This window comes from Floridaenema aerugineum BLCC-F46 (assembly GCF_041929345.1).
Classification (GTDB): domain Bacteria; phylum Cyanobacteriota; class Cyanobacteriia; order Cyanobacteriales; family Aerosakkonemataceae; genus Floridanema; species Floridanema aerugineum.
Genome location: NZ_JBHFNQ010000143.1, coordinates 1 through 13,518, shown reverse-complemented (window position 1 = coordinate 13,518; position 13,518 = coordinate 1). Strand labels below are relative to the sequence as shown.

Annotated in this window: 9 protein-coding genes; 8 read left to right on the top strand and 1 reads right to left on the bottom strand. The window is 40.3% G+C overall.

Annotation, left to right across the window (positions count from 1 at the left end; translation table 11 throughout):
* Window positions 1-371: 371 nt before the first annotated feature.
* The 3 genes from ACE1CC_RS18695 to ACE1CC_RS18685 all read left to right on the top strand — a co-directional run bounded on the left by ACE1CC_RS18695 (window position 372) and on the right by ACE1CC_RS18685 (window position 6,082).
* Entirely contained in the window at window positions 372-2,402 is a 2,031-nt protein-coding gene (locus tag ACE1CC_RS18695; RefSeq protein ID WP_413271941.1) for a sensor domain-containing diguanylate cyclase, read from the top strand.
* 241 nt (window positions 2,403-2,643) lie between these two features.
* On the top strand, window positions 2,644-4,701 hold the full coding sequence (locus tag ACE1CC_RS18690; RefSeq protein WP_413271940.1) for a cation:proton antiporter domain-containing protein: 2,058 nt from the start codon (window positions 2,644-2,646) through the stop codon (window positions 4,699-4,701).
* A gap of 217 nt (window positions 4,702-4,918) precedes the next feature.
* Window positions 4,919-6,082, top strand: coding sequence for a ferrochelatase (locus tag ACE1CC_RS18685; RefSeq protein ID WP_413271939.1), 1,164 nt, complete (start codon window positions 4,919-4,921; stop codon window positions 6,080-6,082).
* A gap of 334 nt (window positions 6,083-6,416) precedes the next feature.
* Here ACE1CC_RS18685 and ACE1CC_RS18680 read toward each other — a convergent pair whose 3' ends face one another.
* Window positions 6,417-6,962 carry an NADPH-dependent FMN reductase gene (locus tag ACE1CC_RS18680; protein WP_413271938.1) on the bottom strand — a complete coding sequence of 182 codons (546 nt, stop codon included), beginning with the start codon at window positions 6,960-6,962 and terminating at the stop codon, window positions 6,417-6,419.
* 356 nt (window positions 6,963-7,318) lie between these two features.
* On the opposite strand from ACE1CC_RS18680, the gene ACE1CC_RS18675 reads away from it, so the two are divergent.
* The 5 genes from ACE1CC_RS18675 (at window position 7,319) to ACE1CC_RS18655 (ending at window position 13,406) form a co-directional block, all read left to right on the top strand.
* Complete coding sequence (locus tag ACE1CC_RS18675) at window positions 7,319-9,274, top strand: DICT sensory domain-containing protein (protein ID WP_413271937.1); 1,956 nt, start codon at window positions 7,319-7,321, stop codon at window positions 9,272-9,274.
* A gap of 206 nt (window positions 9,275-9,480) precedes the next feature.
* Complete coding sequence (gene psaD, locus ACE1CC_RS18670; protein ID WP_413271936.1) at window positions 9,481-9,906, top strand: photosystem I reaction center subunit II PsaD; 426 nt, start codon at window positions 9,481-9,483, stop codon at window positions 9,904-9,906.
* 336 nt (window positions 9,907-10,242) lie between these two features.
* The gene (locus ACE1CC_RS18665) at window positions 10,243-10,806 is read left to right on the top strand and encodes a hypothetical protein (protein WP_413271935.1); all 564 of its coding nucleotides are present in this window, start codon (window positions 10,243-10,245) and stop codon (window positions 10,804-10,806) included.
* A gap of 23 nt (window positions 10,807-10,829) precedes the next feature.
* A complete protein-coding gene (gene trpE, locus ACE1CC_RS18660; RefSeq protein WP_413271934.1) occupies window positions 10,830-12,353 on the top strand; it encodes an anthranilate synthase component I in 1,524 nt (507 codons plus the stop codon).
* A 165-nt stretch (window positions 12,354-12,518) separates the two neighbouring features.
* On the top strand, window positions 12,519-13,406 hold the full coding sequence (locus tag ACE1CC_RS18655) for a PhzF family phenazine biosynthesis protein (protein ID WP_459563877.1): 888 nt from the start codon (window positions 12,519-12,521) through the stop codon (window positions 13,404-13,406).
* Window positions 13,407-13,518: the final 112 nt, after the last annotated feature.

Sequence of the window (13,518 nt, the reverse complement as noted above, 5' to 3'; positions counted from 1 at the left end):
AATCGGGAATAAATTAATTTTTCTTACTTTTTTATAATTTATTTAAAAAAACCAAAAATATTCTTAAAAGTATTAAATTATTCTTTTATTTGCCAAATCTATTGATCCTTTTTGCTAAATTATAGTTACTTAACCTGATTTGCATAAATTTGATGATTACTAACAACTAAAGTCGATCGCTTAAATTAGCATCTAACTAATATCACTAGATAGCTATAAAAATTAGCAATTGAATAGTAATTGTCATAATGATTTCAGTAATGAATACAAAAAATTAATTAGTCGATGCCAAAAGCAAGTTTTTATTTTGCTTTTAGTTCGGACTTTTTAATTTACTAACTTTAATAGTTAATAACACCCGTATAAATCACATGGAACACAACCAAAATGCCCAATCAAAAGAACTGCAATTATTAGAAGAAATTGCCATGAAATCTGGTGAATTAAACCAACAGCTATCAATAAGAGAAACTTTAGTTACCAAGCCAGAAGTTGAACCGACGTTGCTGCCAGCGAAAAGCCAACTAGAAACGCAACTGGCTCATACTATCCTAGAGTTGCGACAAGCTTATCAGGAAATTCAACTTCAAATTATTGAGAATGAGCGTACCCAAAAACTTGTCCAAGAGCAAGCAGAACTGCTAGATTTAGTTGATAATGCCATTCTGATTCGAGACTTAAATAACATAATTAGCTTTTGGAATCAGGGTGCAGAAAAAATGTATGGTTTCTCCAAACATGAAGCAATAGCCAAACCTTATAATACTCTGCTAAAAACCCAATTTCCTAGACCTTTGTCAGAAATAGAAGCTAAAGTTTGCCAAAAAGGATACTGGGAAGGAGAATTAATCCATACCAAATCTGACGGTACACAAATAGCAGTTTACAGCCGTTGGGTATTGAAAAGAGATGGGAAAAATCAACCCAATAAAATTATTGAAATAAATCAAGATGTGACAATTATTAAAGGTACTGAAGAAGCGTTATTTGCGGCTGGCGTGAGATTGGCAGGAATTTTAGACAGAGCGAAAGATGCGATTATTTCTCTAGATGAAAAGGGGGAAATTACTTTATTTAATCAAGGTGCAGAGAATATTTTTGGCTACAGGGCAGAGGAAGTTTTACGCCAGCCAATTGAATTCTTAGTTTCCTTTGGTTCATTAGAAAATCCTCAGTCAAATAATGAAATTGACTATGTTAATATGTTCCATAAAATCTTGATAGGAAATTATAAAATTTTCGGGCGACACAAAAATGGTAGAGAATTTCCTATAGAAGCTTCGGCTTCTCAATTAGAATTTATAACAGGCAAAGTATTAACCCTGATTTTACGGGATATTACTGAGCGTTTGCACACAGAAGAAACTTTGCAGGAAACTAATGAAAGACTAACTCGCTGGGTAAGAGAACTGTCAGCCCGTAATCAAGAGATTGTTCTCTTAGGTGAAATGAGTAATATCTTGCAAGCTTGTTTAACAACTGAAGAAGCTTATCACAATATTGCTCAATTAATTAAGCCGTTGTTTCCTAATATGTCAGGAGCAGTATTTGTGATGAGCAACTCCAAACAATTAGTTTCTGCTGTTGCTAGTTGGGGCGATGCTAACGCCACTACTGAGATGATATTTACACCTAATGAATGTTGGGGATTGCGACGTGGACGATCGCATTTACAGGAATCTTCTCGTACTATGATTAACTGCAAACATAGGCACCATGATTTACCAACTGTTGAATCTCTTTGTGTACCCATGATGGCACAAGGAGAAGCTTTAGGAGTTTTATATTTAAGTGCAACTGAAACCGGAGCTTTTACCCAGTCTAAACGAGAATTAGCGATTACTGTAGCAGAACAAATTGCTTTAGCCTTGGCTAACTTAAAATTACACGAAGCTTTACAGCAACAAAGTATTCGCGATTCCCTCACAGGTTTGTTTAATCGGCGTTATTTGGAAGAATCCCTAGAACGAGAAGTTAGTCGTGCCGAACGCAAGCAACAAACTGTGGGCATTATTATGTTAGATATCGATCACTTTAAACGATTTAATGATACTTTTGGTCATGATGCAGGAGATACAGTACTCCGAGAATTAGGAATTTTTCTTAAGAAAAATATTCGGGGATCGGATATCGCTTGTCGCTTTGGCGGAGAGGAATTACTGATAATTTTGCCGGAAGCTGATTTAAGCGTTACCCTACAAAGAGCCGAACAAATTCGCGAAGGAATTAAGCATTTAAATTTACACAGCCGTAATCAACAATTAGGCACTATTACTCTATCTTTAGGTGTAGGAATTTTCCCCCAACATGGCATAACAGGTGACATGGTAATTCAAGCAGCTGACATAGCTTTGTATCAAGCTAAGGCGCAGGGGCGCGATCGCGTAATTGTCGCCAGTTAATTTGCCGCAATCATCGCCAGAGTGAAAAATAAATCTGATTCAAAAGTGACAAAACTACCTTTTTGAATAAACCTGACAATTAATTGTTCAACTATACTTCATTTGTCTAAAATCTAATTTTTACTCTAAAATTTCTTAGTCTCCACTATCTGTTTTGAGTAAAAACTAAGGTGCGATTAGTCAATTAATCAAACCTAAAGTAGATGACGAATCCTGTAAGTCAATAATAGTGAGGTGATTCATGAGCAACATTTGGCTGAATCTACAAAATTGGTGGAATTCACTTCTGGCGTTTGTGAAATCCTCAGCGATATTTAGTCCAATCACTAATCCAGTTGCAGTTTTCCTGATCATAATGGGGATTATGTTAATTGCTCCGTTGTTATTTGAGCGATTCAAACTACCGGGAATTGTTGGTTTAATTTTAGCTGGAGTAATTGTCGGGCCACATGGACTTAATCTTTTGCAACGAGATAGCACGATCGTTTTATTGGGAACAGTAGGATTATTATTTCTGATGTTTATGGCTGGATTAGAAACTAGCCTTGACGATTTGAAACTTAATGCTAAAAATGCGATCGTTTTTGGCTTAGCCACCTTTGCCGTACCAATGGTATTAGGTACGGGGGCTATGTTGCTATTAGGATATGGTTTTTTAGCTTCAATATTAGTTGCCTCTTGTTTTGCTTCCCATACACTTTTAGCATTACCAGTGGTGACAAAACAGGGTATTATGCGATCGCAAGCCGTAACCTTAACATTAGGCGGAACTTTAATTACTAATGTCTTAGCACTGCTTGTTCTCGCCATTGTCGTCAAAGCACATCAAGGAAGTCTCACCCTCAGCTTTTGGTTATTCTTAATTCCTTCACTCGCCCTCTATACCTTTGCAACTTTATGGGGACTTCCTATTATTGGGCGATGGTTTTTCCGGCGTTTTGGACATGATGAAGGAGCCGAATTTACCTTTGTAATTGCGGCATTATTTGTGGTATCTTATGCTGCCCAATTAATTGAAATTGAGCCAATTATCGGCGCATTTTTAGCCGGAATTGCTATCACTCAACTAATTCCCCAACTCAGTCCTTTAATGAATCGAATTCAGTTTATTGGCAATACTTTATTTGTGCCATTTTTTCTGATTTCGGTAGGAATGTTGATTAATCCCGCAATTCTGTTTAAACAACCTCAATCTTTGTTAATAGCAGGAGTGATGATTTTGGCAGAAGTTATCAGCAAATTTGCCGCAGCTTGGCTACCAGGTAAAGTTTTTCGTTTGCCATTTCCTGATATTATGGTGATGTTTGGATTGTCAGTAGCTCAAGCAGCATCTACCTTAGCAGCAATTACAGTAGCTTACAACATTAAACTAGTCGATCAAGCTACAGTTAATGGAATTATTGCTATGATTCTAGTTACTTGTATTGCTTCTCCTTGGATTACCGATCGCTGGGGTAGCAAAATAAAAGTAGAAGCTCTTAGTGCTACTAATAGTAGTAAAAAATCATTAGCAAATCGGATTTTAGTCCCTGTGGCTAACCCTAGCACTGAAGATAATTTACTACAACTTGCCCTAATTTTGGCAAAATCTAGCCAAGGAACCTTACTGCCTCTACATATTTTAACTGATAATCAAGGGCCAATTTCAGGCGAAGCAAAAGCTAGATCTAATCAACTTTTAATGGCAGCAGAAACTATTGCTCATGCAGCTGTTACCAAGGTTGAATCTATTAGTCGAGTTGATGATTCAGTTGATAAGGGAATTTTGCGAACATCGGAAGAACGTAATGCTAATTTAATTGTTTGTGGTTGGAAAGGTTACTCTACTACAAGAGAAAACTTTTTTGGTAGTGTAATTGATAAAGTGATTTATCGTGCTACTGTACCTGTCTTAGTTGCTCAGTTTATTCAACCGATTAAAAACATCGATCGCATAATTCTAATTTTCTCGGAAGGGCAAACATCAACCTCAACTTTTAAGCAAACAGTAACCCTAGCGCAAATACTATCAGTAGAACTGAAAGCATCTTTGGAGTTATTGCAAATAGGCATAAATTCTGAGCGTTCTTCTTTTAATATTGAAGCCTTAGCATTAAACCCCGATGTCAAAATTCAGCGAGTTAGTGAAAATGCTATAGGCACAGTTTCCCGAATGCTCAAACCTCATGATTTGTTACTCTTAAAAGCTAGACATAGTTCTGATATGTTTGGTTTTTCTAATTGGGTAGTTACCCCAGAAACGATCGCACGCAGTCAAGTAAATATCTCGCGAATCGTCGTTCATTTTCCTCTCAAATAATCAGGGAATTCACCCAGCGCGTGTCAAAACTAGCAACCTAAATTCCACCTTCATGCCTGCGATCGGTAAACTTTATATTTATCACAGCATCCTATCCTGGGGGAGGGGATGCTAACCTAGAGGAATGAGTGGCGCTTTGTAGGAATATGAGCCGCCGGAAAAGGCATCACCGAGAATCGCACTCTGGCTATTACATTATTTTCTAGAGGAATCCAACATGGTTGCTACCCCGGAAAAGCTGCACGCATCATCTCTACAGTCAAATGCCAACGATCGAGTTGCTGTATTACTGATGGGTTATGGTGAAGTCGAAAGCTACGAAGACTTCGCTAACTACAACGAACAAGCATTAAACTTACTTACTGCTAAGTTTGCTCCGGTACCAACCTGGATATATCCGCCGTTAGCAAAAATTCTGGCAATTTTCGATCGCCATGAGTGGGGACATCAACACGACCATTTTATTTCCCCCCACAACGCAATTTTTGAACAACAAAGAGCCGGGATTGAAAAGCATTTACAAGAAAAATGGGGCGACAAAATCAAAGTTTTTAAAGCTTTTAACTTTTGCGCTCCCTTTTTACCCGAACAAGTAATCGCGCAAATTAAAGAGGAAGGTTTTGATAAAATCCTGATTTATCCTTTGTTAGTTGTTGATTCTATCTTTACCAGTGGTATTGCTGTTGAGCAAGTTAACAAAGCTCTGGCAAAATTAACAGATGGCGAAGAACATTGGGTAAAAGGACAGCGTTACATTCCCTCTTTCTACAATGAGCCAGCTTACATTAATTTGATGGCTCAATTAGTAGAAGAAAAAATTGCTCAGGAGTTAGCAAATTCTTATTTGCCTTCGCAAATTGGCATTGTGTTAATGAATCATGGTTGTCCCCACAAAGCCAAAGGTTTCACTTCGGGAATTACTGAAAGTGAAGCACTTTATGAATTAGTGCGGGAAAAATTAATTAACCGCTATCCTTTAATTTCTGTGGGTTGGTTGAATCATGACACGCCGTTAATTGAATGGACACAACCGAATGCGACTGTAGCAGCGAAAAACTTAATTGACTTGGGTGCAAAGGCGATCGTCTTTATGCCCATTGGTTTTGCTACTGAAAACCACGAAACTCTACTGGATGTAGACCATATTATTCATAGTTTACAAAGTCAAAACTCAGAAGTTAACTATGTCCAAATGGCTTGCGTCAACGACAATCCAGAGTTTTTGCAAATGGCAGCAGAATGGGCAAATCCTCAAATTGAAGCTTTGTTATCTGAACAAGCTTTAGCAGTCAATTTGCATTCAGCTACCCATCATCATCACCACCACCACGATCATCATCATCACCATCATGATGATCATCACCACCACCATCATCACTAAAAATTCGTAGGGTGCGTTAGCGACAGCGTAACGCACCATCTCATCAAAAACCTCACGGGAGGAAAGGAAACCTGGTTTGAAACCAGGGGAGGAAAAACGACACGGTGGGATTTATCCCACAGTATCTCTTTGTTGACACTACATATCACCACATTTAGCAGAAATGGTGCGTTACGCTGTCGCTAACGCACCCTACATTTAAGGTACATTTACTCAGATCTTGCACCAGGGCTAAAAACCGGGTTTGGCGCAAATAGCTAAACCTGAAACCCTTGATTTTCCGTCAAGAAACCCGGTTTTTCCAGGCTGGTTGAGAATGGTGCTAGATCTGAGTTTAAGCGGCTTTTCTTAGTTTTTGGGTGTTTTGGACTAAGCTTTGGGCGAATTCGTCGAAGCGTTGCGAGAGTTTTTCATCGACAATTTTGCCATCTTTAGTAAACGCTTTCCAGGCTTGTCCGATCGCAATTTGTTCAGGAATCACCCAAGCATGAACCCATCGCATAATCACCCTTAAATCATTCAAGGCATTACTATTTGATTGACCACCCAGAACACTAATTAAACCTGTTACTTTGTCACTGAGTTGAGCGAAACTCATCAAGTCTAAAGCATTTTTGATCACACCACTAACACTGCCATGATATTCTGGTGTTGCTAATATTAAACCATCCGCTTGTTGCACTGCATTTCGCAACTTTTCCACATCGGGATAGTCTGGGTATTCATCCTCTCCATTACAAAAGGGTAAATTCATTTCCCGTAAGTCGAGAATTTCTACTTCTGCGCCTAAAGCTTCGATTCTTTGGGCGGCTAATAAAAGCGCTAACTGACTGTAGGAGTCTTCTCGCAAACTACCGCCAATGCCAACTATTTTCACCATACTATTCTTCCTTTTTTGTCAAGATGCTCTTCAATAAAAGCAACAATATTTAACTTTACTTAACTACTTCTGCTACTCTTTGCCATCTACCAGATGGTTTGTCTGGGAGTAAATCGTACTCATTACGACTACATATAAGATAGCAAGTTTAATTCGGGCTTGTCAACTTCACAGGGAAGCGCTTCTGGCTCAAAATAGAAAAGAAGTCAGTTAGCGATCGAGAAAATGGTGCCAGCCGATATTTCTTTTGGGCTAAAATCTGAAAGCATCTTGAGGTGGAGACGATTTTTGCAATCGGAAGGAACTGACTTTGCTGCTGTGACATGGACTTTGCCGGGATTCGATCGAAGAAATCCATGATAATAAACAATTCTGTGCTGGCAGATTTGCTGCAAGAACTACCCGATTTGCGGCCTCAAATGTACTTCAAGTCTTCCTTGACGGCACTTTCGCACGCAATGGAGGACCAAGTTTTGGCGAGTTCAGACGCACCTTTAATAATTGCGAGTTTTCAGCAAGAACGCTTTTACCGTCAGGAAGCGCACCGTTATCAGAAAATTGCGCTAAAAAGCGATCAAATCTACGTACTAGCGGCACCAGAAACTAGTTTTACTAGTGGTTACGATAAGTACGAGATGGTAGCTTTTGACCCAGAGGACAGCTTAACGCAGGAATGGCATTTGGTAGTGATTGGACAGCAGTACGCCAGCTGTCTGATCTGTCAGGAATGCCCTGCGGCAACATTGCCGGAATCTGAGGAAAAATTAATAGATATAGATACTTCTCGCAGATTTGAAGGGATTTGGACATTCGATCGCCAAGTGACGAAAAAAGCTGCGGAGTTATTACTGAAGAGAATTTTAGCTTACCGACCGGAGTTAAAAAGTAAAATTAAGCGGGCACAGAAACAGTTTTTACAGGTAAAAATAGCGGAACAAAAGATCAATGAAGTAGCTGAATATCCCATTTCTAATCCCGATCCTTTCGTGCAGCGTTTAGTTACCTATCTGCAAGCAGGTCAATATAAATTATTGAAAGCTTATAAGTCAATTACTGTACAGGAACGGAAAGAACGCTTAGTCAATTCAATTACAGCGGCAATTCGGCAATCACTGAACACTCATGAAATTCTTTCAAAAGCTGCCGAAGAGTTAGGACAAGCAATGCAGGTTTGTCGATGTTTGATTTACCGCTGTAAACAGACAGATAAATTTGCCACAAATCACCATGAATTTTTGAGTCATGGAGTTTGTTCGTTAGCGGGAGAAAATTGGCCCTTACAAGATAATCCTTTGTTTCGGGAAGTAGTAACGAAGCAGGAACGAGTTTATGTAGCAAACACGCAGACAGATGGGCGGGTGCAAAATTCGTTAGTGTTGCAAAATTTGGTGCAACGCTTTGGGATTATTTCTTGGTTGTTAGTGCCAGTATTGGATAAAGGTAGATTGCTGGGGATGGTGGAGTTACACCATTGCGGAACGGTACCGCACGAGTGGGAAGAAGAGGCGCTAGAGTTAACAGAAGCGATCGCATCTCAACTGGGAGTTGCCTTAATTCAAGCCGAAGCTTACGCTAACCTAGAAGACCTCAACGAACAACTAGAAGCATTAGAACGCACGCGCAGCAACCTGATTGCCATTACCGGACATGAACTGAGAACTCCATTATCTACCATTCAAGTTTGCCTGGAAAGTTTAGCCAGCGAACCAGATATGCCTCCCGAACTGCGGCAGGTAATGTTGAACACAGCATTATCTGACGGCGAAAGAATGCGGAAACTGATTCAAGACTTTCTCACCCTTTCCCAACTAGAAAGCGGTCGAGTAGAATGGCATCCCGAAGCCTTACAAGTCCAAGAATGCGTAGACTTAGCCCTCAGCAGTACGAGAGTGCGAAGTACCAAGGAAGAATTACCACAAATCACCGCCCAAGTATCGGCTGAATTGCCCTTGGTGCAAGCAGATGGGGAATGGTTAGTGGAGGTACTCAATAAACTGCTAGATAACGCCTGTAAATTTACCTCTCCCCAAGGAGAAGTGACAATTCAAGCCAAAACTAACGGCAATCAAATGCTGGAAGTGACAGTAGCGGATACGGGAAGAGGGATTGAACCAAATAGATTGGAGAGAGTGTTCGATCGCTTTTACCAAGAAGAAGGCGCATTACGGCGCACCACAGGCGGTACAGGTTTAGGACTAGCAATTTGCCGTCAAATAGTGAACGCTTGGGGCGGTAAAATTTGGGCTGAATCTGCTGGCAAGGATCGAGGTAGTCAGTTTCATTTTACAGTGCCGATCGCAGAATCAAATTAGGGGGACTGGGGACTGGGACAGTTTTGAGTTTTGAGTTTTGAGTTTTGAGTTTTGAAGTTTTCTTGCCCCTGTGCCCCTGTGCCCCTCTGCCCCTAGAACCCCCACTCCCAAACAAAACCCTAAAGAACTGTTACAGTTCGTATCGGAGTAGCAATACTAGACCTAAGTGAGTGATAGGATTCCCTAAAACGTTCAGAAAGGAACCTATGACAGAAGAGCTTAAAGGACAAGCACCTCTGTTCGGTGGCAGCACTGGCGGCTTACTGAGCAAAGCAGAAACCGAAGAAAAGTACGCTATCACTTGGACTAGCCCCAAGGAACAGGTATTTGAAATGCCGACTGGTGGCGCTGCTGTAATGCGTGAAGGCGATAACTTGCTATACTTAGCCCGCAAGGAACAATGTATCGCTTTGGGCGGTCAGCAACTCCGCGCTAAATTTAAAATCAACAACTACAAGATTTACCGCGTTTTCCCCAACGGCGAAATCGAATACTTGCATCCTGCGGATGGCGTATTCCCTGAAAAGGTGAATGCAGGTCGTCCATACAACGGGAAGAAAGACCGCAGTATCGGTCAAAATCCTGAACCTGCAAAACTGAAATTTAGCGGTGTAACTCCTTACAACGCCTAGTTAAGCAAAACTGTTTTAGGAAAAGGTGCCGCAGGACAACCGGAAACCTCCAGGTTTTAAATCTGGTAAATGTTTGGGAATTAGGTTAACAAACCTCAAAAACCAAGAATCTCGCAGAATTTATCTGTGGGGAATGTCCAAAATAAATTGGCAATAGTCCATTACCCTTAAATTACTCAAGTCTCGGAGGGGGCATTCTTTCCGAGGCTTGAGTTATTAGCGTTATTTGTCATTGGTCATTGGTCATTTGTGGTTAAGAAAAAAAAGTTAGGGAATGGGAAATTAATAATTAGCTTGGGGTTGAGTATAATTGCGTTAAGGGTATGCTCTCTGCAAGTGTTAGCCCAATCAGCTTCGGAAAGATACCCGACAAATACAGAATTAGTGAAATTGCGGGAAAAGTTGCGATCGCAAATTCGGAAGCTAGAAAGTGAGAATGAATTCCAAGATTCGCGCACTTCACCTGATAAACAACGTCACGCTTCTTTTGTTTCAGCATGGGCAAAAATCGATCCAATTGTGGCACCTTTCTTGGGATATTGGTTAGCATATCAGGAAAGTTTGCTAATCTATCCCTCAAATACTAAAGGTCGTGTTTGTATAATTTATGAGGGAGAGGGATTAGGATTCAATGAATTATATTTCGGCAATGTAGTTAATGGAGAAATCCGCACCGACGAAAAAGAAACTATTATTAAAGAGGGAAATTATTTAGGAGTAGCTAGTGTCAGAAATAATAAACCGGATATCTTTGTCACACCTCCTTATATGAATCCGAGCATTACTCTATTAATGAGTGAATTTATGAATAGAGCTAGCATGAATCGACCAGATATAGCAGAAATGGTACAAAAATTTAAAGCTTCCGGTTGTCGAGATGGTTTACCATCCAAAAGGTAAAATTGTAGAGTTCTTCAAAAGTTATGATATTTCCAGATTTTCAACAGTTTTCCGAATTAGCTAAACAAGGAAATTTTGTCCCAGTTTATCAAGAATGGGTCGCTGATTTAGATACTCCGGTTTCAGCTTGGTATCGCGTTTGTGCAGGACAAACTTATAATTTTTTGTTGGAATCTGTAGAAGGTGGCGAAAAAATTGGACGCTATAGTTTGTTAGGTTGCGATCCTTTGTGGATTTTGGAGGCTAGGGGAGAAAAAACTACCCAAACTTATAGAGATGGGACAAGTGTAGTTTTTGAAGGCGATCCTTTTCAAGCTTTAACTTATTGTTTAAAACAAGTTCGTCCGGTAAAATTACCTCAGCTACCTCCGGGAATTGGCGGCTTGTTTGGTTTTTGGGGATATGAGTTAATTAAGTGGATTGAACCTCGGGTTCCAGTTCATGCTGCGTCGGAGTCAGATTTGCCTGATGGGTTGTTTATGCAGGTGGATAATCTGTTAATTTTCGATCAGGTGAAACGGAAGATTTGGGCGATCGCATACGCCGATTTACGAGATGCTGATGTAAATTTAGAAAGTGCTTATCAACAGGCTTGCGATCGCGTTTCCCAACTAGTCAATAAGTTACAATCTCCCCTATCCCAGCAAAGCACTTTAATTGCTTGGAAACCTCCGGGAAATGGCGCGGGAGAAATTAGCTATACTAGCAATATTTCCCAAGAAGATTTCTGCGCCAATGTGCAAAAAGCCAAGGATTACATTAAAGCGGGAGATATTTTCCAAGTAGTACTTTCCCAGCGATTAACGGCGGAATATACAGGCGATCCTTTTGCACTTTATCGGTCTTTAAGGTTAATTAATCCTTCGCCTTATATGGCTTATTTTAACTTTGGCGATTGGCAAATTATTGGGTCGAGTCCTGAAGTTATGGTGAAGGCGGAACTTGACGCAGAAGGTGAGTTGGTGGCAACTTTAAGACCGATTGCGGGAACGAGAAAACGGGGGAAAACTGTTGCGGAAGATGTGGCTTTGGGGGAAGAGTTATTGCAAGATCCCAAGGAAGTCGCCGAGCACGTTATGTTAGTTGATTTGGGAAGGAATGATTTGGGTAGGGTTTGTAGAAGTGGTACGGTTACTGTTGATGAGTTGATGGTAATTGAGCGTTATTCTCATGTGATGCACATCGTTAGTAATGTGATTGGAAAGTTGGGGAATAATAAGACGGCTTGGGATTTGTTGAAGGCTTGTTTTCCGGCGGGAACTGTTAGTGGTGCGCCGAAAATTCGCGCTATGGAAATTATTTATGAGTTGGAAGGTTGTCGTCGGGGGCCTTATTCTGGGGTTTATGGTTATTATGATTTTGAGGGACAATTGAATAGTGCGATCGCAATCAGAACTATGGTTGTTCGTAGTGAGGGAAATGGTAAGCATTCGGTTTCTGTTCAAGCTGGTGCGGGTTTAGTTGCTGATTCTGTCCCGGAAAAGGAATATGAGGAAACTTTGAATAAGGCGCGGGGTTTGTTGGAGGCCATTCGTTGTTTGCGTTAGGTTTTTTTTGAACCGCAAAGGACGCAAAGGACGCAAAGAGAAGAGGAAGAAAAAAGGAGGATTTGGAGAGTTTTAATTAGGTTATTTGTTTTCTGCAATATCTTTTTTTTTGAACCGCAAAGAACGCAAAGGACGCAAAGAGAAGAGGAAGAAAGAGAGGGTGTGATGTTGCAGTTTTATATTGTTGATGTGTTTGCTGAGGAAAGGTACGCTGGTAATCAGTTGGCTGTTTTTACTGGTGATGGGGTGGCGCGTCTTTCTGATGGGGAAATGCAGCAGATTGCTAAGGAAATGAATTTTTCGGAAACTACTTTTATTACTTCTAATGAGGCGATAAATGGTGGTTACAATGTGCGGATTTTTACGCCGGGACAGGAGTTACCTTTTGCTGGTCATCCGACTTTGGGAACTGCTTTTATTTTACAGCAGGAAATCATTAAAAGTTTGGTGGAAAGGGTGGTTTTAAATTTAAAGGTGGGACAAATTCCGGTGACGTTAAATTATGCGGGTGAGGCGGTGGAATGGTTGTGGATGCAGCAGAAAACTCCTACTTTTGGTCAGGGTTTTTCGCCAAGTCAACTTGCACCTGTGTTGAATTTAGAAGTTGAGGAAATTGATTCTCGGTATCCGATCGAAGAAGTTTCCACAGGTGTACCTTTTATTATTGTACCTTTGAAAAATCACGCTGCTTTGAAACGAATTAAGGTCAATAAAGATAAGTATTTCGAGTTTGTGAATAAGGCAAACGCCAAAGCAATTTTAGTCTTTTGTCCTGAAACAAATAAGCCGGAAAATGATTTAAGTGTGCGAATGTTTGCTGATTATTTGGGTGTACCAGAAGACCCCGCAACGGGTAGCGCCAATGGTTGTTTAGCTGGGTATTTAGTAGAGTATAATTATTTTGGTGAAAAACCAGTTGACGTAAGAGTTGAACAAGGTTATGAAATTGGTAGACCTTCTTTACTACTACTGAAATCACAAAGAAGCGCCACAGGAATTGAAGTATTTGTCGGCGGAAAATCCATTATGATAGCCAAAGGAGAATTCGTCTAAACAAACTATAAGTAGGTGTAAATAAATAAAGTGATAATAGTTATTTATGGATGGGGCGGGCAGGATGCCCACCCCACAAGAAAGCTATAACTCTTGTGGGGTGGGCATCCTG